We start from the raw sequence: 22,362 nt of genomic DNA, 5'->3' as shown, positions 1-22,362 counted from the left end.
GAAATTTTATAAAAGGAGTGAGCAGTATGTTGAATCATATTCAAAGTACAACCACCTTACATAATGGTGTGAAAATGCCTTGGCTCGGCCTGGGTGTCTTTAAGGTCGAAGACGGGGAAGAAGTGAGGAATTCGGTAAAAGCCGCGCTTGACGCCGGCTACAGAAGTATTGATACGGCCGCCATCTATGGCAATGAAGAAGGAGTCGGCAAAGCGATCGCTGAATCCAGTGTACCCCGAGAAGAATTATTCATTACGACAAAAGTTTGGAACGCCGATCATGGCTATGAAGAGACCCTTGCTGCTTTTCATACTAGTATGAAGAAACTGGGCTTAGACTATTTGGACCTTTATTTAATTCACTGGCCGTTTCCTCTTCAAGGGAAATCGCTGGAAACCTGGAAAGCGCTTGAGAAGCTTTATAAGGACGGACGTGTCCGGGCTATTGGGGTGAGTAACTTTAAGGTTCATCATCTTGAAGAAATTATTGCAGATGCCGAAATAGTGCCGATGGTCAATCAAGTGGAATATCATCCCCGGTTCAAACAACAGGAATTGCATGATTTCTGTAAAGCGCACAAAATTCAGCTTGAAGCGTGGTCTCCATTAATGCAGGGAGGATTGCTTGATGATCCGGTTTTGATGGACATTGCTGCAAAATATAATAAATCCACTGCCCAAATTATTATCCGCTGGGATATGCAAACGGGAGTAGTGACGATACCGAAGTCAGTAAAACTGCATCGTATTGCTGAAAATGCGGATGTGTTCGATTTTGAACTTTCCCCGGAAGATATAGACAAAATTAATACCCTGAATAAGGATCAGCGAATGTTTGCAGATCCGGATGAGTTTGACCGGGTATAGATGCTGTATGAAGACTTAAATCTTCATGGATTTCGCGGTCCATGGGAAATGGGTTTATAGTGAAAAAACGGACTCAGCTGGAACACCTGAGTTGCCACTTTGCACAATCAAACATTGTTATACTAAAGGAGCACCAGAAGCTGCGTAACAGCACTGGCTGCTCTTTTTTTACATATAATATTCTTTAGTCAGAGAAGGAGTGAGCAATATGGCTTTTAGCGAGACCGTTTATATCGATGCACCTATTGAAACCGTATTTAAAATCACAACGGATTTTGAACAGGCTCCGATGATTATGGAAAATGTAATAAAAGCTGAAAAGCTGACAGAAGGACCTCTGCAAGTAGGGGCCCAAGTTAAAGAAACCAGAAATGTAAGGGCCAATGAAATAGTTACTGTCCTTCATGTCATTGAATTTATTCCAAATCAAAAGTATTCAGTGAAAAGCGAGAGTGGCGGTATGACGGTGATATATCAGTATCAGTTCCTGGCCAACGAGGATGGAACGACCGTTAATTTTACTGGAACGATAAAGTCAAAAGGATTGAAAAATGCTTTTATCAGGCCTTTTTTCGAAAAGATCTTAAAAAAAGAAGATGAGAATCATTTGGTGAAATTAAAGGATTATATTGAGCAGCAAAAAACGGAGTGAATCCAATGAAAAACAATAATTTATAAGGAGGACTCAAAAATGATCACCAAAACAGATTTGCAGCATTTGCGGCGTTGTGTGAAATTGGCGGAAACGGCTTTGGAAAAAGGGGACGAGCCGTTCGGTTCCGTCCTTGTTTCAGCTGCCGGGGAAGTGCTTTTTGAAGACCATAACCACGTGGCGGGAGGCGACCATACGCAACATCCGGAGTTTGCGATTGCGCGTTGGGCGGCAAACCACCTGACGCCTGAAGAAAGAAGCAAGGCGACGGTTTATACATCAGGGGAACATTGCCCGATGTGTGCGGCGGCTCACGGCTGGGTCGGCCTGGGCAGGATCGTCTACGCAAGTTCATCGGAGCAGTTGGCCGGGTGGTTGAGTGAATTGGATGCTCCGCCAGCGCGCGTCCGCAATCTGTCCATCGAAGATATCATTGTGGATGCAGAAGTGGACGGCCCTGTTCCTGAACTGGCCGAATTGGTTCACCAACTTCATCGGCGTTTGCATGAGACGAAACGGTAAACAGCCGAATTCTTTTAATTTAAGTGCTGTCTACCCACCGTCATCCATCCCAATAGTTGTTATAATGTAAGAGCATCAAAAGCTGATCGAAGCTTTGGCTGCTCTTTTTTTTGCAAACAACACAGATTTTACTTGCCAGGGAGTTGGAAATAGAAATGAATAAAAAAGACATAGCAGAGATCCGCAAAAACTTTAAGATGGAAACGGATTTGCTGAAAATTGCTGATATTTATAATGTGTATGTCCAGAAGGAAAGCACGGAAATCTTCCATGAGGAGAGCCGCTCCTTTTCGTTATTGGACCAGGAGCAGCAGGAGCTGTTTCTGGCCAATTTCAAAAAGGTTTTGGGCGGGAAACTGGATCAGAAACTGTTTGAAGTCAAGTTTCAGCCGCAGGAAGAAGGACAGAAGGACCATACCCAACACTTGCTATATGAAGGACTCGAAACAGAAGAGACAGCGGAATGGAAAGAACATATGCAAGGGATTGCCCTGAAGATGATTCAGGAAGGCAAATACGAAAAAGACCTGGTCGTCACGTTTATTCGCGGAAAATATTCCAAAACGACAAAACGCCAGCCGGATGAAACGGAAATCGACATGCGGGATGAAGTGTATTCCACACCGTTTATCCTGTGCAGCATGAATCAGACCGAGCTGCCGAAAAGTTCGCTGGTGTTCGATTTTGTCGAGAAAGAGTTCAAGTCGAATCTGGTGACGGATCCCGTCATTAAATTGGCGTCACCGATTGGCGGATTCCTGTTCCCGAGCTTCACGGACAACGCCGCAGATATCCATCACATCCTATATTCGGCAAGCAAAGCGAACAAACCGGATTTCCAGTTTATCGAGCATGTTCTGAATGGCACTGAAATCATAACAGCAGAGGAAGACAAAGCGGTGTTTGAGGAAATTGTCAAAGCGGTCATCGGGGATGAAGTCAATTCGAAAACGCTCGCCAACGTCTACGATGAAATCAACGCCATGCTGGTGGTGGATGAGGAATATGATGACGAAGATGAAGAGACGCCGACTTTGGACGCGAAAGAAGTTGAACGTGTGCTGAAAGCCAGCGGTGTGCAGGACCTGAGCACTGAAAAAGTGGAGCGGGCCTTTCAGCAAGTGGTGGAAGACAGAGCGTACGAGATGAAAGCGAGCCATATCGTGCCAAGTTACGCCTCCAAATCCATCAAAATCAGCACCAAAGTCGCAGATATCAAGATCAGCCCACAAGACTTACGTTACGTCAAAGAAGTCAATTACAACGGCAAACGCTGTCTGTTGATCGAAGTGGAAGAAGATACAATCATTGAAGGATTCAAGCTGATTGCGGAAGAAGAGTTGGAGTAGAGATTTTGGGATCCTTTAGCTAAAAGGGGAAGGCAAGAAGGGGGTATGGAGCAGCTTGTGGAACTGAACATTCCCTCTTCCGGTGTGTCTTGTGCTTGTTTATCCACGAGGGTTATTTTACTGCTGAATGCAGTGTATTTGGCTGCCTTGCATATTTTTTAATCGGTCAACGAAACCCAGGAAATTCTCTAAGCCAGAGAATTTCCTGGGTTTTCGCTTACAAATTTTGCCCAACTCTACCTTTTCGATGGAGAGAGCTTTTTTAGTCGCAATCAATAACCACTCAACCGCCCATTATCATCCCACTGGCCATACATTTTATTTTCTCGTGTATTTTCAATGAACTTATCCAAACGCTTCTCGTAAATTTCGGGGTCGTACTCCTTATAGCCCTGGATATTATCAATCCGGATTCTCCGGTACAGCTCAGGGAAATTCAAAAAATTCCGGTAGGCTTGGGGGTCTTCTTGGAGACGGTCCAGAATATCGGGATCGATGGTAAATGATTCTGGCCGCATATCGGGAAGAATTTTCATTCCTTGCTCTTTCATCAAACCCAATTTTTCCAGCCTTCTGACCCGCTCTTTGTTCAATTCGGTCCAATTGCTCTTTTTCTTTCGGGGTGACAGCCTCTGAGCCGTTTCCGAGGGAGATATTTTCTTCATGATTCCGTCAATCCAGCCAAAACACAATGCTTCTTCGACCGCATCCAAATACATAATTACCCCTGGCTGTTCCGTGACGCTGACGACCACCCAGCAGCATTTTTCCGTCGTTGAATGTTCTTCAAGCCACCTCCTTAATTCCTGCCTGGATGCAGCACCGAGCAAATTCTCAATCTCCATTTTGAACAACGCCTTTCTACAGAAGATAGGGACTTGGACGAATAAGTTATAAAATCGACTAATTTATTTTAAATATTCAGATAATAAAATACAATTAGTGTATGATGAAGTTGACATAAAAACTGGAAGAAGCCGTGACCAGCCGAAGCAATTCACTAAAAGGAGGAGAAACCATGGTAAGGGAAGATCGATTACGAAAAGAGAACGAGATAAATCCATTTACCGATATTTGGCTTCGAACACGCGAAACCGTCCGTAACGTCATTGAATACAAAACAACTAAATACATTATCCTGCTCATTGTTCTGACAGGCTTTGCATCCGGCCTGATCGGGCTCATGAACACCCGCAATGCGGACAGGGAACCGTGGGCAGCCGTTCTTCAGGCACTGATTACCGGTCCGATCGGGAGTGCCTTTGGCTTTTTCATTGGCGCAGCGATATTAGTGCTGGTCGGGCGGCTGTTCAAAGGGACTGCGACCTATCCTGAAATGTTCAAAGCGCTGGTTACAGCGCAGATACCGCAAATTTGGCTCCTGCCGCTGCTGATCATCTGGGCGTTTGCAGCACCGGCCACTTTTTTTGCGGATCGCATGGATGTGGAAGGCGATCCAATAGTGGTAATTATGTCCATAGTGATGGCGGTGGTTTCCATTTGGACATTCGTCATCGTCTGCAAAGCGGTGGGCGAAGCGCATCAAGTATCATCCTGGAAAGGTTTTTTTATCGTTGTGATACCAGGCATCATTATTACGATTTTTGTCCTGATCATTGTCTTTGTGCTGTTCGCCTCGTTTTTTAACCAGTTCAATTAAGAGGAGAAAATTTGGTCGACATAAATGTTATTTCGCGGATAAAGCCGGATCTCCTCTTTGCCGGGCAAGAATTATTTAGTGATTGAGCTCTGATAAAGCGTATGCTGCAGCTGAAGCGGGTGGCATACGCTTTTTTATGATCTCCAAGCGGCCGCATCAATGTAAGTTCCACCCCCGCAAAATCCATTGCCAAAGAGCATTTCTCAATTCGGTCCCCACTTGAAAAGATTTGTCCCTGTTTTCCAGCCATATTACTGTTCAGTGCACCGCTAGTTTAGTATAATTCTAATGTAAGAATTATTATCTGCCGTCAACTACGTCCGGCAACAATAGTTTTAGACAATAGTTTACTATTTTTCATTATTAATTAGGAGGGTTTAGAGAATGGGAAACAATGAGCATGAAAACAACGATCAAAAACGCCACACTGCGGCTTCAGATGCACAATGTCCATTTACAGGGGGGCAAGCAGCAAGCGGCCAGACAGGCGGCCACGCTGACAGCGCAATCACAACTTCGAATAAACCAGGTAAAACGCAAAACAAAGACTGGTGGCCGAATATGCTTAATGTTAATATTCTGCATCAGCATGATACAAAATCGAACCCTCTAGGGGAAGATTTTGATTATAAAGCAGAATTCGAGAAACTGGATTACGATGCCCTTAAGCAGGATCTTCACGACTTGATGACGAACAGCCAGGACTGGTGGCCGGCTGACTACGGCCATTACGGCGGATTGTTCATCCGTATGTCATGGCATGCTGCAGGTACTTACCGTACGACTGACGGCCGCGGAGGCGGTTCTACAGGAAATCAGCGTTTCGCACCGCTTAACAGCTGGCCGGATAACGTCAACCTGGACAAAGCGCGCCGCTTGCTTTGGCCGATCAAGAAAAAATACGGCAACAAAATTTCATGGGCTGATTTGCTTGTCTTGACGGGCAATGTGGCACTTGAATCCATGGGCTTCAAAACATTCGGATTCGGCGCAGGCCGTGAAGATATTTGGGCACCTGAAGAAGACGTTTATTGGGGCAATGAAAAAGAATGGTTGTCGGATAACCGTTACTCAGGAGATCGCGAATTAGAGGAACCTCTTGCTGCAGTTGTAATGGGCTTGATCTACGTCGATCCGGAAGGCCCGAATGGCAAACCGGATCCGCTTGCAAGTGCATTTGATATCCGCGAAACATTTGGGCGCATGGGAATGAACGACGAAGAAACCGTTGCGTTGATCGCAGGCGGACACACCTTTGGTAAAGCCCACGGCGCTGGAGATGCTTCCAACGTCGGTGACGATCCGGAGGCTTCACTTGTGGAAAACCAAGGAATCGGCTGGAAGAGCACGTACGGTTCAGGAAAAGGCCGCGATACAATTACAAGCGGTATCGAAGGCGCTTGGACTGCCAACCCGACACAATGGGATAACGGCTTCTTCGAGCAATTGCTGGGCTACGAGTGGGAACTGACGAAATCTCCTGCCGGCGCTTACCAATGGACGGCAAAAGATTTGTCGGAAGAGCAGATGGCACCGGATGCGGAAGATTCTTCGATCAAAGTGAAAACAATGATGACGACAGCGGATATGGCGCTTCGCACGGATCCGGCGTATGAAAAGATTTCCCGCCGCTATTACGAAAACATGGAAGAGTTCCAGGATGCGTTTGCGCGTGCATGGTTCAAACTTCTTCACCGCGACATGGGTCCGATCGAACGCTACTGGGGACCGGAAGTTCCTTCGGAAGTATTGATCTGGCAAGATCCGGTACCGGCAGCACCAGCTCCATTAAAAACCAAGGAATTGGATGAGCTGAAAGTGAAAATTCTGGAAAGCGGATTAAACCCGCAGGAATTGATCAAAGCTGCTTGGGCATCAGCCAGCACATACCGCGATTCAGACAAGCGCGGCGGTGCAAACGGAGCTCGCATCCGATTCGCTCCACAACGCGGATGGGCAGCGAACGAGCCGGAAGAATTGGAAAAAGTGCTTTATTTCTATGAACACTTGAAAGCCGAAACTGGCGATAAAATCAGCATCGCTGACCTGATCGTGCTTGGAGGAAATGCAGCAATCGAACAAGCGGTGAAAGCAGCTGGATTCGATCTTGAAGTGCCATTTGCCCAAGGACGGGGAGATGCATTCGAAGAACATACAGATGCAGAAAGCTTTGACGTGCTGGAGCCGATTTCTGACGGTTTCAGAAACTACCAAAAGAAAGAGTATGCAACAAGCCCGGAAGAAATGCTGCTTGATAAAGCACAATTGCTTGGTTTGACAGCACCGGAAATGACAGCACTTGTCGGCGGGATGCGCGCACTTGGCGCAAACTACGCAGGGGCAACTGAAGGAGTCTTCACTGACAGAGTTGGTGTTTTGACAAATGATTTCTTCGTCAACTTGTTGGATATGAACATCGAGTGGACACCAAAAGAGTTCAATAAATACGAAGGCAAAAACAGTGCAACAGGCGAAACAGTCTACACTGCCAGCCGTTTTGACCTTGTATTCGGCTCTAACTCCATTCTTCGTGCAGTTGCAGAAGTGTATGCACAGGACGATAACAAAGAGAAATTCGCCCGCGACTTCATCAAAGCCTGGAACAAAGTGATGAACGCTGACCGCTTTGATCTGAAAAAATAAATAAAAATTCCTGCTCAGCATTACGCTGAGCAGGAGTCTTTTGCCGCAAGCACTCTGTTCGATTGGAGTGTTTGCGGTTTTTTGCGTTAAGATACCAGAATGCAATCAGTTTAAGTTTTCCGCTGCTCAGGGCGGCAGAACACATTTATTTTATTGCAGAGGCATGTATCTATGATCACTCCTGGAGTAGAATGGAACTAGCAGAATCTGCCACAGGAAAGTATCATCAACAGACAATAATACTTATTGGGAGGCAGCCCAATAGATAAAATTATCCACGGCAAGCTATTGGTTATAGATTAGGTATTTTTACTAATAAAAACCAGGAGATGACATTATGAGAGAATATTTAAAAGAACTCATGACAAAAAAACCTATTGTATATGCAAGGTTATTTTTGAGTTTAATACCTCTCTATGCTGTCGCATATACACTGCTGCCAGAGTCAAGCATGCAACTAAATAATCACGAGTCCGGATTTTTCAGTTTTTTTTATTTTAGTGTTATAACAATTACTACATTAGGCTATGGTGATATCACACCTGTCGGACCTTTTGGCCAATTACTTGCTGCTTCTGAATCCCTTTTGGGAATAATTTTAATAGGTCTTTTTCTAAACTCTTTATCTTATCACCATGGAATTGAAGTTCAGGAAAATGAAAAACGGATACAACATAAAAGAGATGAAAAGCAGGAAATAGAGAGATTCGCAGCTTTCAATCAATTGATCGAATTAAATATAAACAGATACAAAGTGTATTCATTTACAATAACGACGCCTGTGAGTGAAAGAAAATATGTTACGGCTTTTAAAGAAAACTTCAACTTTAACGACATGAAAGATCTGTTTGAACCAACAACCAGGCTCTCGGATCATCATTTTACTCCCGCCATAGCATATTACTTTGAAAGTCTGAAAGAATTGGTGGCCTCCCTTGAAGAGTTAGTAAAATTGGGATACATTCAGCGATGGCCAGAAATTGAAAATTTATGCATGGAGTTTATAAAAGATTCAAAGGAACTGGACTTTAGTTCATATATATTAAATCAGCCGAATGTGGATATCGGCGAACAAAACGCTGCGGAATATGACGCGGAAATGATAAAAAATCATGAAGGAGAAGCCCTATTTCTTCCAAGTAATGCCCTGAATGCTTATGTTGCTCTTTACCATCTTATCCATAAAAGTTATAACTTCATAAGAACCTACAAGAAAATAGTTACAGAAATTACAGAAGCAAAACCAGATTTCGAACAATAATAAGATAAACCGGCAATCGATGTAATGTTTTCTTTGGAGGGAAGAGTCTTTTTAGTTTAGTCGTGATCGTTTAACCGTCATTTTCGCCTCCTATCCCATATAGAAGTATTTATTGGCCTAACTCTCTATTTTCAGGGCTGCCACTGATAAAATAGGCAGCTTTTCTTTATTGCAGGCGGATAATGGTATATAATTATCAGTTAGAAGTAGAACTATTTACTTTAGGGCAAGTGCCAATAGATTTTACGAAAAACTGAGGCAAAGGGATGCGTTCCGGAAGTCCTGCCTGAGATCGAATGGGACAGGGTGACCGGCATTTTTTTGCAAATATATAATAGGATAAGGACGGGTATAATGAGCAGCGTACCAAAGAAAACAGATGTTATCTTAATCGGAGCCGGCGTGATGAGCGCGACATTGGGTGCAATGTTGAAAGAAGTGGCACCGGACTGGGAAATCAAAGTATTTGAGAAGCTCGAAAAAGCCGGCGCGGAAAGCTCCAATGAGTGGAATAATGCAGGTACAGGACACGCTGCATTATGCGAATTGAACTATACGCCGCAAAAAGCTGACGGCACGGTTGAAATTGACAAAGCGATCAAGATCAACGAACAATTCCATCTTTCAAGACAGTTTTGGTCGTTCCTGGTGAATAAAAAACGGATCAGCAACCCACAGGACTTCATCATGCCGATTCCTCATTTGAGTATGGTGCAAGGTGCGGACAACGTGGACTTCCTGAGAAAACGGTTTGAAGCATTGACGCAAGTTCCGTTATTCAACGGCATGGAATTTTCGGATTCGCCTGACACGTTGAAGAAATGGATTCCGTTGATCATGGAAGGCCGTACTTCCACTGAACCGATTGCAGCAACCAAAATCGACTCAGGAACGGACGTCAATTTCGGCGCGTTGACTGAAATGCTGTTTACGCATCTTCAGGAAGAAAATGTCGAAGTGAATTACGAGCATACCGTCAAAAACATCAAAAGGTTGAGCGACGGCACGTGGGAAGTTAAAGTCCACGACCTGAAAAATGATAAAATCGAATACCATACATCGAAATTCGTCTTTATCGGCGGCGGTGGCGGAAGCTTGCCTTTATTGCAGAAAACAGGCATTCCGGAATCCAAACAGATCGGCGGATTCCCGGTAAGCGGGCTGTTCCTGGTCTGCAACGATCCCGAGCTCGTCAACCAGCACCACGGCAAAGTCTACGGCAAGGCGAAAGTCGGTGCACCACCGATGTCCGTGCCACACTTGGACACACGTTATATCGACAATAAAAAATCCTTATTGTTCGGACCGTTTGCAGGCTTCTCACCGAAGTTCCTGAAAACCGGCTCGAACATGGATCTGATCGGCTCTGTGAAACCAAGCAACGTATTCACGATGCTGGCAGCAGGGGCAAAAGAAATGGGCTTGACGAAATACCTCGTCCAGCAGGTTATGCTGTCAGACGAAAAGCGCGTGGAAGAATTGCGCGAATTCATCCCGACGGCAAAACTTGAAGACTGGGATGTGGTCGTAGCCGGCCAACGCGTCCAGGTCATCAAAGACACGGACGAAAAAGGCAAAGGCACACTTCAATTCGGTACGGAAATCGTAACGGCTGAAGACGGCTCGATTGCTGCACTTCTCGGCGCATCTCCAGGTGCTTCCACAGCAGTCCATGCAATGCTCGAGATTTTCGACAAATGTTTCCCGGAACACAAAGAAGCATGGGAGCCGAAAATCAGAGAAATGGTTCCATCCTACGGCGTATCTCTCGTGGACAACCCTGAATTGTTCAAGGAAATCCATGAAATGACTGACAGAGCGCTGGCTTTGAACGAAACTGAGTACGCTACGACTGCAACAGCTGGAGCAGATGATAAATCAGTGAAAGAAAGAGTGTAAATAATAGAAGGAGAAGGCCTCGGATGATGAGGCTTTCTCCTTTTCTGTGTTTATGCGCGCTGGGAGAGATTTGTGTGCGATAAATGAGATTTGTGTGCGATAAATGAAAATTGTGTGCGATAAATGAGATTTGTGTGCGGAAAATAGAAAATATGCGCGCAGCGCCAATTATATATAGATTTTATCGATTTTCCACCATCCTCAAAGTTCAAAAGCCCTGTGCGGAGATTTTTCGCCATGCGAAAAATCTCCAATCCCTTAAGGAAGCTTTCGACTGCGCGAAAGCTTATCATTAATTCAATACCGATAAACTCAAAAAAGCGCAAAATTCAGAAGCGAATTTTGCGCTTTTTGTATGGTTGAAAATCTTACAAACCTCTCTTAAAAAACGGCACTTTCTTCAACGCAATAACTGCCGGGATAGCTACGAGCAGGCCGACGCCGTTCTGGACGAGGTTGCCTGGAATCGATGCTGCCGGAATGATGAAGCTGCCGAAGATGATCGCTTCGCCGATATAGTAGACCCCGAGCATCACCGGCACCGATGCGATGGCTGCGATGATGTTGAAAGTTTTGCTGTTACCCATGCGTCCGGCATACCAGGCGATGTAGCCGACAATAAAGCCCTGCAGACCACGTGCAACGATTGTAATCGGGGCCCATAGCGTCCAGCCGGAAACGAGGTCGAACAGCCCCATGCCGACAGCGCCGGCAATGGCGGCTTTCTTCGGTCCGAATAGCATGGCGATGATGAACAGCATCGCAGTGCCGAGGTGGACCAGGCCGCCGTTTGCCGCAATCGGCAAGCGGATATTCAATAACAGGGTAGCGACAAATACCAGCGCGATGGCCATGGAAGTGAGGATCAGGTTGAATGTGCGTCTGTTGGGAACAGAAGTTGTTGCTGTGGCAGTTTTTTGCATAAAGATTACCTTCCTTTTTCAATTCAATTTATTGGAACAGGCAATAAAATCAAAAGAGTCCTTGCCGTTATCCCGTTTGCTATTGTATTCTCGCTAACAATAGCAAATCAGTGACCCAGTTAAAAGTGTCAATTCGGGTTAATTCTTAGGGGTCAGATAAGTTGCTTATCTTAATGGACGTATAGAAGCGGCTTTTTTGGTAGAATGGACGATATGGCAATCAGCAGGAGCATCAACGTATATCAACTAAGATAATAATTGCAGAATGTTTAATTTCCGAAGGTAAAAGGGTTTACAACAATTGCTGTGGTAAGAACGGAGAATGTCTTTATGGAAAATGAACAGTCGCGCTATTCGAGGCTTGCGCATATAACGCAGATCATCAACACAGAACTGGACTTGCGGGAAGTGCTGCAGCAAGTGACAACGGCGATCTCCGAGGAAATCGTCCAGTGCAGTTCAGTCGGTATTTATTTGCCGCAGGCAGATGGGACATATCGTGGTTATGTGGGAAAACCGGAGATTATGAGCGGGGCGATGCTGCAGTCGCAAATTATCAATCCGGCAAGGGATCCACTGGCAGCGGAGTTGATCGAGACCAGAAAGACCATCTACATAGCGGATACTGCAGAAGACAGCCGGCCGAATCCCGGTTCTGTAGAAGCATTCCAGATTAAATCATTATTGGCACTGCCGATTTCATATAAAAAAGAATTATTTGGCATGGTGTTCCTGTTCGATTACGGCGCACCGATGAATTTAACAAAATCCGAAATTGAGAGCGTTGAAGCCTATGTGAACATGGCGGCGGTGGCGATTCAAAACGCCAAAACTTTCAAACAGAAGGAAAAGTTGTTGGAAGAGAAGCAATTATTGCTCGACCTGACCCGTGAACTATCTTTCTGTTCGACAATCGGCGAAAGCCTGAAAGTTTGCTTCGCCTATTTGAAACGGGCGTTTGGCGGGAATGAATTTGCGGCGCACATCATAAAACCTTCGAACACGCCTAACAGCAATCCGATGAATTTCCTGGCCGAAAGCGGAATGTCTGAAGGAGCATGGAAGGACCATCTTGCAGAAATGGGTTTAGTGGAAAGTTATGAGGATCTCCTTTCTACTTCGATTTCTAAGCGGACAAAAATCCGTGCGGTTTTGGAAGAGCGGACGAGTGAACTGTATGCGGCTAACAATCGGGTAAAGAGTGTCATTGAAAGCATTACGGACGGATTCTTTGCGCTCAATAAAGGCTGGGAGTACGTCTATCTCAATAAGCATCAGTTTTTGCCGCAAGGAAAGCGTGCGGACGATGTGATGGGTAAAAATATATGGGAAGTTTTCCCTGAAACTGTTGATACAGCCATTTATACGGAGTTCCATCGTGCAATGGAGGAAAGGATCACAGTGCGCTTTGAAACACTATCCGAAGAAGATGATTATTGGTATGAAGTTACTGCGTATCCGTTCGACGATGGAATCTGCTGTATGCTGAAAAATATCAAAGAAAAGAAAAAGTATGAAAAAGAACTGAAACGGCTGGCAAATCTGGATTTAATTGGCCAGATGGCAGCTGGAATCAGCCATGAAATAAGAAATCCAATGACGACTGTGCGAGGTTTTCTCCAATTGTTGAAATCCGATGAGCAATTGGTGCAGCATGCAGCACACTTCAATTTGATGATCGATGAACTGGACCGCGCAAATGCAATCATCACTGAGTTCCTGTCGATCGGCAATACACGGACTTCCGAGATGAAAATGATGAATCTGAACACGATCATTCAGGACATTTCGCCATTGATAAAAATTGATACCTTTAACCAGAACAAACAGATTCAGATTTATACGCAGGAAATTCCGGACCTGATGTTAAATCATAATGAAATCAGGCAATTAATCATCAATCTTTATCGCAATGGCCTGGAAGCTATGGAAGAAGGACGCGCGCTGACAATCGGCACATATACGGAAAACGGCAATTGTGTGGTGCTGGCGATACAAGACCAGGGCAAAGGGATTGCCCCGGAAATTATCGAGAAAATCGGTACGCCTTTCTACACGACAAAGGATGAAGGAACGGGTCTTGGTCTGGGCATCTGCTATGCGGTTGCGGCTCGGCATAATGCCACCATCGAAATTGAATCAGGAACGGAAGGCACGATCTTTTTCACAAGGTTTACGATGGATGAGGACGAATGAAAAAAACGCTGAACTAAAGGGGAGTTTCGATGAGACAGCTTTATATGAAGCAGAAGGTATTCAGTTTGAGTGGCAAATTTACGGTGACAGACGAGCAGCAGCAGGATATTTATTTTATTGAAGGCAGCTTTCTGCAAATTCCGAAGACATTTACAATTATGGATTCGTCCCGTAAGGAAGTAGCGCTGATCACGAAAAAAACATTCAGCTTTTTGCCGAAATTCTTTGTGGAAGTGGACGGCCGTGAAGAGCTGACGATCAAGAAGGAATTCACCTTTTTCAAAGCGCGCTATACGATTGACGCTGCCGGAGTCGAGGTGCGGGGCAATTGGTGGGACATGAATTTCGAGGTGATGAAAGACGGCAAAGTCATCGGTTCCGTGAGCAAGCAATGGCTCACCTGGGGCGACACTTACGAAATGCAGGTTCTGGACGACGACATGGAACACCTGATTATAGCGCTTGTTGTGGCCATCGATTGCGTAAAGGCAGATGAAGCGGCCGGGGCCGGAGGCGGGGCTTCTGCGGGCACATGATAGTTTATGCATTGACTTATTTTTCAATAGGGCTTATTGTTAGAGACGCGATGAGCTCATTTGCGTAAGACGCACAAGCATTCCTATAGGGGAACACGTTGTGGAGCGTGGCTTGGACGCCGCAAATATCGATGCACCCTGCCTTTTGGCAGGGTGTTTTTTGGTGGGTGGAAATGTTGGCATTTTCCCCCTAACACTTTTATTATTGAGATCCGTTGAAAAATGATTTTACACATCATCTATTTCCTCGTTTAAGCTGGAGAAATGTAATATACCAGTTTCTTTAAACAGAAAAACCCCAAATGGGTTCACTTTTTTTAAGTGTCTACCATTGATAGTCAAAATTGGCCGTCTTCTCAAGAAAAGATGCTGAGAACTAAACTAACAATAAATAGGTGCCTGAATCTCTAGGACCTGCAATGCTAAACCTACCTTTCTAACGTACCCGTTATTTTGGGATAAACCGCTTTTTTCTAATGTAACCGCTTCATCAGCTTTTTTACCTTTTTCATTACCTGCGTATTGCAAGAATTAGAAAAAACGATGAAAAATACTGGAATTATCTCTATGGGGAAAAGAATCTGAAATAAGAAATGATGAATTCATTAAACACCTGTATAACTGACAATCAAGAGGGATTAACAAAAGATTTTGTAGTGGAACTTATTGGGGAATCGGTTTACGTATTATGACGTTAGCGGAAGCTGCACAAATACAAAAGGGAAAGAAGAGCCTGATTCAGGCACACTTTCTCTCCCTTTGTTAATTGTTTCCTAAAAAGTACATTTACGACCATATAGTGTTACAACGCACTCATTTATTCCCTAATCTGTTACTGAAGTTGGCTCCACATTAGAGAAAACACATCTTCGTTCATTTCAAAATACACACCCATAAACCCGTAATAGATATACCCGTCTTTGAAAAGAGTAAGGCTGATTCTGGAACCGTCATCCAAGTGAATGATCAGCTCCTTGAATTCCTCGTTGTTTCGGGACTCTCCGATCGGGTCGGAGTTTTGTGCACATGGAATGATGAAAACAATTCAAAAGTTATTGAAATAAATAATGAAAAAATTAAAGCACCTAACGAAAGTGGCATATATGTATATCATGTAATAGCTGACTGGAACCAGGGCGATGGAAATTATGCCTTTTTGATAGAGGTAGAATAAATTATCACTCTTTTTAATTTATTCTATGTTTTTTTGAATCATAATTGTAAATAAAATGAAAAAATGCTTAATTTAGTATTGGAAAGTGTTCAAAATTTTTAATTTTGCCGGGGGGTAATTGAATAAATTCTGATTTACATATGAGGGCTTACCGGAAGAAGGAACTACATTTGAAGTTCCATCTCTTTTTCGTTTGTGAAACTGTACTCCTATGAACAATTTCACTACATTAATATGAGATTTATTACAGTTATAACCGGGATTTCTAAGGGTGTATTTTACTAATTTTAAAAATTTGTCCAAAATGTGATCTAAACTTATCTCGCTTACGTAGTTGTAGTAGAACGATCGGAAAAAAGCAGGAACACAAAACCTAGGAGGAATTTTATTATGAATTGGAAAAATGCAAAGAGAACAGTGATCGCGGTCCCATTAAGCGCAGCGTTATTGGCAACAGGAGCTGGAGCAGTTAGTGCCTCTGGCGGGAACAACGCTGATGTACCTGAGAAAGTGGCAGCACCGACAGTTGAAACACCCGCTGCACAATTGAGAGCGGATTTGAGTCAGCTACTATCAACTCACTTCATCTATCAATCAGAAGTGGCATTGCAGGCTTATCATAAAGCTGAAGAAGGTGGGCCGACTGGTGACGGACTCGAGCAAGCGCAATCACAGCTTGAGGTGAACGGTGAACAACTTACAGCAGCAGTGAAATCCGTATACGGACAAGAAGCAGCCGATGCATTCGATAAAATCTTCGATACCCAATATGAAGACAGTGCAGGATACGGTACTGCTGTTGCAAACGGCAACCAGGAAGAAATCGATCAAGTCAAAAAAGAATTGCTTACGGTATTCCCGACAGACCTCGGAACTCTTTTAAGCCAGGCGACAGGTGGAAACCTGCCGAAGGATACAGCGATTTCAGTTCTTCAGGAACATGAAAAAGACGTTATGCAATTCCTTGATCATTCCATTGCGGGCGATTTTGAAGCAGCCTACGCGGAATTCAATGAAGGCTACGAGCGCATGTTCACAGTCGGCACGGCATTATCAAGTGCAATTGTGACACAAATGCCAGAGAAGTTTGAAAACACGAAAGCTGTAACACCAGCATCAGATTTAAGAGCCACTTTCAGCCAATTGCTTGGTGCTCACTTCTATTATCAAACAGCTACATCAGTAGAGGCGTATGAAGCTGCTAAAGGTGAAGGCGGGGAAGCATTCGAAGCCGTCAGCGAAATGCAGGAAGCGAACGCTGAACAGATGAAAGCGGCCGTGAAATCACTTTACGGACAAGAAGCTGCCGATGCATTTGGCGAAATCTTCTCTACACAGTATGAAGACAGTGAAGCACTTGGAGAAGCGTTAGCTAATGGAGAGACAGAAAAAGTGAATGAAATCACAGATCAATTGCTGAACACTTTCGCTGTTGATCTTGGAACTTTGTTAAGTGAAGCAACAGGTGGAGAACTGCCGAAAGAAACAGCAATCAGTGTTCTTCAGCAACATGAACAGAGCACAATTGACATCTTAAACAGCTATGCAGAAGGCGATTACGAAACGGTTTATAACACGTTTACTGAAGGTCATGCATTGATGTTCACAATCGGCCAAGCATTGTCAGGAGCAATTGTTAATCAGAATCCCGAAAAATTTGCAGCTGCACCAGGAATGCCGGAAACAGGTATGGGTGGCATGGCGGATTCAGGAAATATGAACTGGATCTTGTTCACATTCCCATTATTGGCCCTTGCAGGAGCTCTAGTATTCACAAGAAGAAAAGCGTTACAAGAATAAGCAGATGAAAAAGGGGAGATCTATTCTCCCCTTTTTTATCAATTTATAATGATGCTGGACTTTCTTATGTAGAAAAATTCTATCATTAGCTCTAAACTGAATTTGGAATAGGCATACTTTTTTTAGTGTTTCTATTCGTGCTTCAGTTAAGGAAATGAATGCTTCTTATATTTATCTGTTAATTAATAGTATTTATTAAAAGGTGCGCTATATTCTATTTTAGATAAGGAGTGAAATGTGTGAATTCATTTATCAAAAAAGCTGGTCTTATATATATCCTGTTTCTTTTTACGACCCTCAGTGGAAACCCGATCCAAGCGACCAATAATTCACAAACGGAAATAGATCATGACTTTATACAAATAGAACAACGCTTTACACAGGAAATTGTGGTGCAGAAAAATACAGTAGAAGAAGAAGTTTTGGAAAAAGTCTCTTCCTTGAGTTCAACTTTCGCTGGTGAAGATAAAAGCATAGAAGAAAAACAAGTCGGCGTGACGCCGGTTCAGATTGAAATCCCAGCAATTGATGAAAAAGCGGAAATCATAGAAGTCGGCCAAACGCCGGAGGGCAATATGGAGGCGCCAGCTGATGTCCATACAATCGGGTGGTATGAGCCGGGAACGAAGCCTGGAAATAAGGGGAATGCAGTACTCGCTGGACATGTTGACGGTCTTTCGCAGCCTGGCACTTTCTTTAACTTAAAAAAATTAGAACCGGGCGATTTGATTCACGTTACCGGAACAGATGGTACAGAGTTGACGTTCACTGTAACGGACAAGCAAGCTTATGCACCGGAAGATGCTCCGTTGAATGACATTTTTGGTTCCAGCTCAAAACCGAAGTTGAATTTGATTACGTGCACTGGAACTTTTGATACTGAAAGCGGCCATTACGAAGAGCGGTTAGTCGTTTATGCTGAATTGACTGACTACTAGTCAAGAATGGCAAAAATAGAATGAACAAATGTAAAAGGGAGAGACCATAAAACGGTGGTCTCTTTTGTCTTTTGAGGTTTAGACAGTGACAAATAGCTGAACGTGAATGAATCACTTGTATTAAATTGCAGTATAATGAGGTTAAGAACGAAGAACTAGAGGCTGGTATGGCCAACTTTTTACTTTAGGGAGAATGTAAAATGATGTTGAAGTACTATAAAAAACGCTATGAAGTAATAATGCAGGGGAAGTATCCTGCCAACAGAAAAAAGATAATGTCAGCTAACCTGGCACATGAAATGGAAACGGCGTTTAACATACCTATGCAAAGTAACCCTGGATGGGAACAGGAAAATAAAGAGATTTTTGCACTCTATCGCCAGGTTTCTGTTAGTAGAAATTTTTGAAATCAGTTTTTTCAGCAAGTAATTTAAAGAAAGATAATTTAATAGCCTCACTTATCCTAAGGAAAGAAGCTCAAATACGAGCTTTTTTTCGTTAAATTGATATTTTGCGAACAATTAAAGTTCATGAAGAAGTAGCCTAATCCCGTTAAGTTACTATAATACTTCTGCAAATTTAATATTTGTTAATTTCAAAATTAAATTATGCCAATCGCAGTTAGCACATGAGCGATTACCGCAAATTCACATAATTTATATGCTAAAAATGATAAGCGAAAAATTTCCTTTTTGTTCTGACGGATTGGTAAGATGCTTGATTATCTGCGAAGGTGGTTTGCGCAGCATTCAAAAATAAATTTGTGATTTTTCAGACATTGTGATAATCTTTGGGGGAACAACTGAATACATGCACCACTGGGGGAGCCGGTTAACGGCTGAGACGAGCAACGCTCGGACCCTTGGAACCTGATCTGGATCATACCAGCGGAGGGAAGTGGGCGAGAGTATGCCGGATTTCTCTATTCCTATGCGTATAATTGCCGCTTTCCTTTACTGGAAAGCGGTATTTTATTTTGCCTGAAAGGGGATGGAGAAGATGAAATTAACACAGGAAATGCGACAGGAATGTGCTGGATTATGGCAGGCGAGTTTCGATCATCCGTTTGTGAAAGGGATTGCGGACGGCAGTTTACCGGTAGAGGTGTTCCGCTATTACGTCATGCAGGATGCCTATTACCTGACAAATTTTGCGAAGATGCAGGCGGTCGGCGCACTCAAGGCGCCGGACCTCGCGACAACCAAGAGTTTCGCGCATCATGCGGAGCAAACGTGCGCAGCAGAAATGGCGCTTCACGAATCGTTCATGGGGATGCTCGGAGTGACGGACGAAGATTGGCGGCAATTCGAACCGTCACCGGGTGCTTATGCCTATGTATCGCATATGTACCGCGCAATGGAAGGGGATCTGGCGGATGTGCTCGCGACGATTCTACCGTGTTACTGGCTTTATTATGAAATTGGGGAACGATTGAAAGATGCGGAGCCTGGCCATCCGATATACGACCGGTGGATCGAGACTTATGGTTCCGAGTGGTTTGGCGAACTGGTGCAGGAGCAGATCGGCCGGATGGATTCTTTGGCGGAAAGTTTGTCGGCGGAACGGCGGCAGGAGCTGAAGGACCGCTTCCGGCGGAGCAGTTATTACGAATGGAATTTCTGGCAGCAGGCGTGGACGATGGAAACCTGGGAATTGCCCGCGGCAATAAAGGCTGGTGTCTGACATGATCAATAAAATTCGAAATGAAAATCCCGTAATCCATTGCATCACCAATCATGTCGTATCGAACTTTCAGGCGAATGGATTATTGGCAATCGGCGCATCACCGATCATGGGCGAGGCACAAGAGGAAGTGGAAGAACTTGTCGCCATTTCACGCGCGTTGTCATTGAATATCGGAACCTTGAATAAAGACACGTTTAACAGCATGATGCTCGCCGGAAAAAGAGCGAATAAGGAAAAGATCCCGGTGATTCTGGATCCGGTGGGAGCAGGAGCGACCGCTTTTCGGAAAGAGGCCGTCCAAAAGATTTTAACGGAAATCGATGTCAGTGTGCTGCGCTGCAACGCGGGAGAACTAGCCGCAATTGGCGGCGTGGAATGGGCGTCAAAAGGCGTCGATGCCGGTGAAGGCAATATCGACCTGGATAAACTGGCGAAGCGAGTGGCAAAAGAATACAGCTTGGTGGTGGCAGTGACAGGCAAGACCGATATTGTGGCCGATGGTTCGCGGGTAGAGAAGATTACAGGCGGTGACCGTATGATGAGTTCAGTAACCGGCATGGGCTGCCTGCTCAGTGCTGTAACAGCCGCTTTCACGGCAGTGTCTCCTGAAGATCCTACAGCTGCGGCAATTGAAGCTCTCAAGTTTTACGGGGCGGCCGGTGAACAAGCTGCGGCAACTTCGGAAGGACCCGGCAGTTTCCGCGACACGTTCCTGGATGTTTTATTCGGCATGGAGATTGATGACGATGGCTTCGACTTTGAAAAAGGGGAAGGAGTAGATGTACTGTGGCAGCGATCAAACAGGTATTGACGATTGCCGGTTCGGATTCCGGCGGTGGAGCGGGCATACAAGCGGATATAAAGACTTTCCAGGAGCTCGGCGTTTTCGGTACATCGGCCATTACAGCGGTAACGGCGCAGAATACATGCGGCGTGCACGGCGTTTATCCGATGCCTGCCGCAGCGGTAAAAGCGCAAATCGATGCAATCGGAGCGGATTTTACCATTGCCGCTGTGAAAACGGGGATGCTCTTTGACGCTGAAATCATCGCTGAAACGGCAGCGGGAATCGAAAGACACGGCTGGCGTAATCTTGTCGTGGATCCGGTGATGATCGCAAAGGGAGGCGCAACTTTGATGCAGGAAGAAGCACTCCAGGCAATGCGGACATTACTATTGCCATTGGCGGCGGTCATCACACCGAATATCCCGGAAGCGGAAATGCTGAGCGGCATGGAAATCCATGATGCAACAGACAGGAAAAAAGCGGCCGAACAAATTCTCGCTTTTGGAGCGAAAGCCGTTGTCATCAAAGGAGGACATGCCAACAATCCTCTGATTGCCGAAGATTATTGTCTCGATCAGAACGGTGAATCATTTGTGCTCCGTTCTGCGCGTATCCATACGCAGCAGACGCATGGCACCGGTTGTACATTTTCAGCTGCTTTGACCGCTGAATTGGCAAAAGGGCAGATATTGCCGGATGCTTTGGTGACGGCAAAACGGTTCATCCAGGCGGCACTTAAGCATCAATTGCATATTGGTGCGGGACACGGCCCGACAAACCATGCCGCTTTCCGCCAATTTGCAATGGAAGGGGATGTGCAATTTGTTCAATAAACCCTCTGTTTATTTCATCATGGGAACGCAGAATGCTTCAGGAAAAGATCCTTTAAAAGTATTGGAAGAAGCTTTAAAAGGAGGCATCACCCATTTCCAGCTTCGTGAAAAAGGAACGGGAGCTTTGCAGGGGCAAGACTTGGTCGAGTTTGCGGAAAAGTGCCAGGAATTATGTACCCAATATCAAATTCCTTTCTTAATCAATGATGATGTCGACTTGGCGTTAGCAGTCGGTGCTGATGGTATTCATATCGGACAGGAAGATATGGATTGCGACCAGGCGAGGGCGCTGATCGGCAAAGAAAAAATGCTCGGTGTTTCCGTGCATTCACTCGAAGAAGCAAGGGTTGCCATCGATGCCGGTGCGGATTATTTCGGTATGGGTCCCGTGTACGGCACACGGTCGAAAGCGGATGCCAAACGTCCGGCAGGTACAGCCGGCATCGAAGAAGTCATCAGCCATTTTCCGGATATACCAGTCTTCGGCATTGGTGGGATCTCACCGCAAAATGCTGGAGCTGTCTGGCAGGCCGGTGCGTGCGGTGTTGCCGTTATTTCGGCGCTGTCAGGAGCCGATGATATCGCTTTGCAAATCGCGCATTTCAAAAATTCATATAAAGGGGTATTGATATGAAAA

General features: G+C 44.8%; 18 protein-coding genes, 2 pseudogenes and 1 riboswitch. Of the genes and pseudogenes, 18 read left to right on the top strand and 2 right to left on the bottom strand.

Annotated features, from left to right (window positions below; all coding sequences use genetic code 11):
- Nucleotides 1–26: 26 nt before the first annotated feature.
- From ACFQ1X_RS09650 to ACFQ1X_RS09635, 4 genes are all read left to right on the top strand, one after another.
- On the top strand, nt 27–866 hold the full coding sequence (locus ACFQ1X_RS09650) for an aldo/keto reductase (RefSeq protein ID WP_144839829.1): 840 nt from the start codon (nt 27–29) through the stop codon (nt 864–866).
- A 208-nt stretch (nt 867–1,074) separates the two neighbouring features.
- Nucleotides 1,075–1,518, top strand: coding sequence for an SRPBCC family protein (locus ACFQ1X_RS09645; protein ID WP_144839831.1), 444 nt, complete (start codon nt 1,075–1,077; stop codon nt 1,516–1,518).
- Nucleotides 1,519–1,557: 39 nt separating this feature from the next.
- Nucleotides 1,558–2,040 carry a nucleoside deaminase gene (locus tag ACFQ1X_RS09640; protein WP_144839833.1) on the top strand — a complete coding sequence of 161 codons (483 nt, stop codon included), beginning with the start codon at nt 1,558–1,560 and terminating at the stop codon, nt 2,038–2,040.
- Between the two features lie 155 nt (nt 2,041–2,195).
- The gene (locus ACFQ1X_RS09635) at nt 2,196–3,389 is read left to right on the top strand and encodes a DUF4317 domain-containing protein (RefSeq protein ID WP_144839835.1); all 1,194 of its coding nucleotides are present in this window, start codon (nt 2,196–2,198) and stop codon (nt 3,387–3,389) included.
- Nucleotides 3,390–3,661: 272 nt separating this feature from the next.
- On the opposite strand, the gene ACFQ1X_RS09630 is transcribed toward ACFQ1X_RS09635, so the two are convergent.
- A complete protein-coding gene (locus ACFQ1X_RS09630; RefSeq protein ID WP_144839837.1) occupies nt 3,662–4,234 on the bottom strand; it encodes a YdeI/OmpD-associated family protein in 573 nt (190 codons plus the stop codon).
- A gap of 173 nt (nt 4,235–4,407) precedes the next feature.
- Between ACFQ1X_RS09630 and ACFQ1X_RS09625 the strand changes: the two genes are divergently transcribed.
- The 4 genes from ACFQ1X_RS09625 (at nt 4,408) to ACFQ1X_RS09610 (ending at nt 10,852) form a co-directional block, all read left to right on the top strand.
- Entirely contained in the window at nt 4,408–5,049 is a 642-nt protein-coding gene (locus tag ACFQ1X_RS09625; RefSeq protein WP_144839839.1) for a Yip1 family protein, read from the top strand.
- A gap of 384 nt (nt 5,050–5,433) precedes the next feature.
- Nucleotides 5,434–7,692 (top strand): catalase/peroxidase HPI, encoded by a 2,259-nt coding sequence (katG, locus tag ACFQ1X_RS09620; protein WP_144839841.1) that lies wholly within the window; start codon nt 5,434–5,436, stop codon nt 7,690–7,692.
- A 337-nt stretch (nt 7,693–8,029) separates the two neighbouring features.
- Nucleotides 8,030–8,953: a potassium channel family protein gene (locus ACFQ1X_RS09615; RefSeq protein ID WP_144839854.1), complete on the top strand. Its 924-nt coding sequence runs from the start codon at nt 8,030–8,032 to the stop codon at nt 8,951–8,953.
- Nucleotides 8,954–9,307: 354 nt separating this feature from the next.
- Nucleotides 9,308–10,852 (top strand): malate:quinone oxidoreductase, encoded by a 1,545-nt coding sequence (locus tag ACFQ1X_RS09610; protein WP_144839856.1) that lies wholly within the window; start codon nt 9,308–9,310, stop codon nt 10,850–10,852.
- Nucleotides 10,853–11,220: 368 nt separating this feature from the next.
- On the opposite strand, the gene ACFQ1X_RS09605 is transcribed toward ACFQ1X_RS09610, so the two are convergent.
- Nucleotides 11,221–11,775, bottom strand: a complete 555-nt coding sequence (locus tag ACFQ1X_RS09605) for an ECF transporter S component (protein ID WP_144839858.1) — start codon at nt 11,773–11,775, stop codon at nt 11,221–11,223.
- Between the two features lie 330 nt (nt 11,776–12,105).
- Between ACFQ1X_RS09605 and ACFQ1X_RS09600 the strand changes: the two are divergent.
- The 10 genes and pseudogenes from ACFQ1X_RS09600 to thiE form a co-directional block, all read left to right on the top strand.
- Nucleotides 12,106–12,724: pseudogene (locus ACFQ1X_RS09600) on the top strand (GAF domain-containing protein); the annotation flags it as partial.
- Between the two features lie 203 nt (nt 12,725–12,927).
- A pseudogene (locus tag ACFQ1X_RS09595) lies at nt 12,928–13,971 on the top strand (two-component system sensor histidine kinase NtrB); the annotation flags it as partial.
- 29 nt (nt 13,972–14,000) lie between these two features.
- Nucleotides 14,001–14,507 (top strand): LURP-one-related/scramblase family protein, encoded by a 507-nt coding sequence (locus tag ACFQ1X_RS09590; RefSeq protein ID WP_144839861.1) that lies wholly within the window; start codon nt 14,001–14,003, stop codon nt 14,505–14,507.
- Nucleotides 14,508–16,071: 1,564 nt separating this feature from the next.
- Nucleotides 16,072–17,481 carry a hypothetical protein gene (locus ACFQ1X_RS09585; protein ID WP_144839863.1) on the top strand — a complete coding sequence of 470 codons (1,410 nt, stop codon included), beginning with the start codon at nt 16,072–16,074 and terminating at the stop codon, nt 17,479–17,481.
- A gap of 239 nt (nt 17,482–17,720) precedes the next feature.
- Nucleotides 17,721–18,419, top strand: a complete 699-nt coding sequence (locus ACFQ1X_RS09580) for a class F sortase (RefSeq protein WP_144839865.1) — start codon at nt 17,721–17,723, stop codon at nt 18,417–18,419.
- 200 nt (nt 18,420–18,619) lie between these two features.
- Nucleotides 18,620–18,826 (top strand): hypothetical protein, encoded by a 207-nt coding sequence (locus tag ACFQ1X_RS09575; RefSeq protein WP_379082289.1) that lies wholly within the window; start codon nt 18,620–18,622, stop codon nt 18,824–18,826.
- Nucleotides 18,827–19,229: 403 nt separating this feature from the next.
- A riboswitch (TPP riboswitch) is annotated at nt 19,230–19,332 on the top strand.
- 86 nt (nt 19,333–19,418) lie between these two features.
- On the top strand, nt 19,419–20,102 hold the full coding sequence (gene tenA, locus ACFQ1X_RS09570; protein ID WP_144839867.1) for a thiaminase II: 684 nt from the start codon (nt 19,419–19,421) through the stop codon (nt 20,100–20,102).
- 1 nt (nt 20,103) lies between these two features.
- On the top strand, nt 20,104–20,916 hold the full coding sequence (gene thiM / locus ACFQ1X_RS09565; protein WP_144839869.1) for a hydroxyethylthiazole kinase: 813 nt from the start codon (nt 20,104–20,106) through the stop codon (nt 20,914–20,916).
- Complete coding sequence (gene thiD, locus ACFQ1X_RS09560; protein ID WP_144839871.1) at nt 20,892–21,725, top strand: bifunctional hydroxymethylpyrimidine kinase/phosphomethylpyrimidine kinase; 834 nt, start codon at nt 20,892–20,894, stop codon at nt 21,723–21,725. Before thiM ends, thiD begins: the two co-directional genes overlap by 25 nt.
- Complete coding sequence (thiE, locus tag ACFQ1X_RS09555) at nt 21,715–22,359, top strand: thiamine phosphate synthase (RefSeq protein WP_379082284.1); 645 nt, start codon at nt 21,715–21,717, stop codon at nt 22,357–22,359. Before thiD ends, thiE begins: the two co-directional genes overlap by 11 nt.
- Nucleotides 22,360–22,362 lie beyond the last annotated feature (3 nt).

The sequence above is a fragment of the Metaplanococcus flavidus genome, assembly GCF_042675885.1.
In the GTDB taxonomy this organism is placed as follows: domain Bacteria; phylum Bacillota; class Bacilli; order Bacillales_A; family Planococcaceae; genus Planococcus; species Planococcus flavidus.
Note: the sequence above shows the minus strand (reverse complement) of the source record. Positions and strands in the feature narration are given on the sequence as shown.

Coding starts and splice junctions, on each gene's coding strand:
- ACFQ1X_RS09650 (WP_144839829.1), top strand. CDS start 27: ATGTTGAATCATATTCAAAGTACAACCACCTTACATAATGGTGTGAAA.
- ACFQ1X_RS09645 (WP_144839831.1), top strand. CDS start 1,075: ATGGCTTTTAGCGAGACCGTTTATATCGATGCACCTATTGAAACCGTA.
- ACFQ1X_RS09640 (WP_144839833.1), top strand. CDS start 1,558: ATGATCACCAAAACAGATTTGCAGCATTTGCGGCGTTGTGTGAAATTG.
- ACFQ1X_RS09635 (WP_144839835.1), top strand. CDS start 2,196: ATGAATAAAAAAGACATAGCAGAGATCCGCAAAAACTTTAAGATGGAA.
- ACFQ1X_RS09630 (WP_144839837.1), bottom strand. CDS start 4,234: ATGGAGATTGAGAATTTGCTCGGTGCTGCATCCAGGCAGGAATTAAGG.
- ACFQ1X_RS09625 (WP_144839839.1), top strand. CDS start 4,408: ATGGTAAGGGAAGATCGATTACGAAAAGAGAACGAGATAAATCCATTT.
- katG (WP_144839841.1), top strand. CDS start 5,434: ATGGGAAACAATGAGCATGAAAACAACGATCAAAAACGCCACACTGCG.
- ACFQ1X_RS09615 (WP_144839854.1), top strand. CDS start 8,030: ATGAGAGAATATTTAAAAGAACTCATGACAAAAAAACCTATTGTATAT.
- ACFQ1X_RS09610 (WP_144839856.1), top strand. CDS start 9,308: ATGAGCAGCGTACCAAAGAAAACAGATGTTATCTTAATCGGAGCCGGC.
- ACFQ1X_RS09605 (WP_144839858.1), bottom strand. CDS start 11,775: ATGCAAAAAACTGCCACAGCAACAACTTCTGTTCCCAACAGACGCACA.
- ACFQ1X_RS09590 (WP_144839861.1), top strand. CDS start 14,001: ATGAGACAGCTTTATATGAAGCAGAAGGTATTCAGTTTGAGTGGCAAA.
- ACFQ1X_RS09585 (WP_144839863.1), top strand. CDS start 16,072: ATGAATTGGAAAAATGCAAAGAGAACAGTGATCGCGGTCCCATTAAGC.
- ACFQ1X_RS09575 (WP_379082289.1), top strand. CDS start 18,620: ATGATGTTGAAGTACTATAAAAAACGCTATGAAGTAATAATGCAGGGG.
- tenA (WP_144839867.1), top strand. CDS start 19,419: ATGAAATTAACACAGGAAATGCGACAGGAATGTGCTGGATTATGGCAG.
- thiM (WP_144839869.1), top strand. CDS start 20,104: ATGATCAATAAAATTCGAAATGAAAATCCCGTAATCCATTGCATCACC.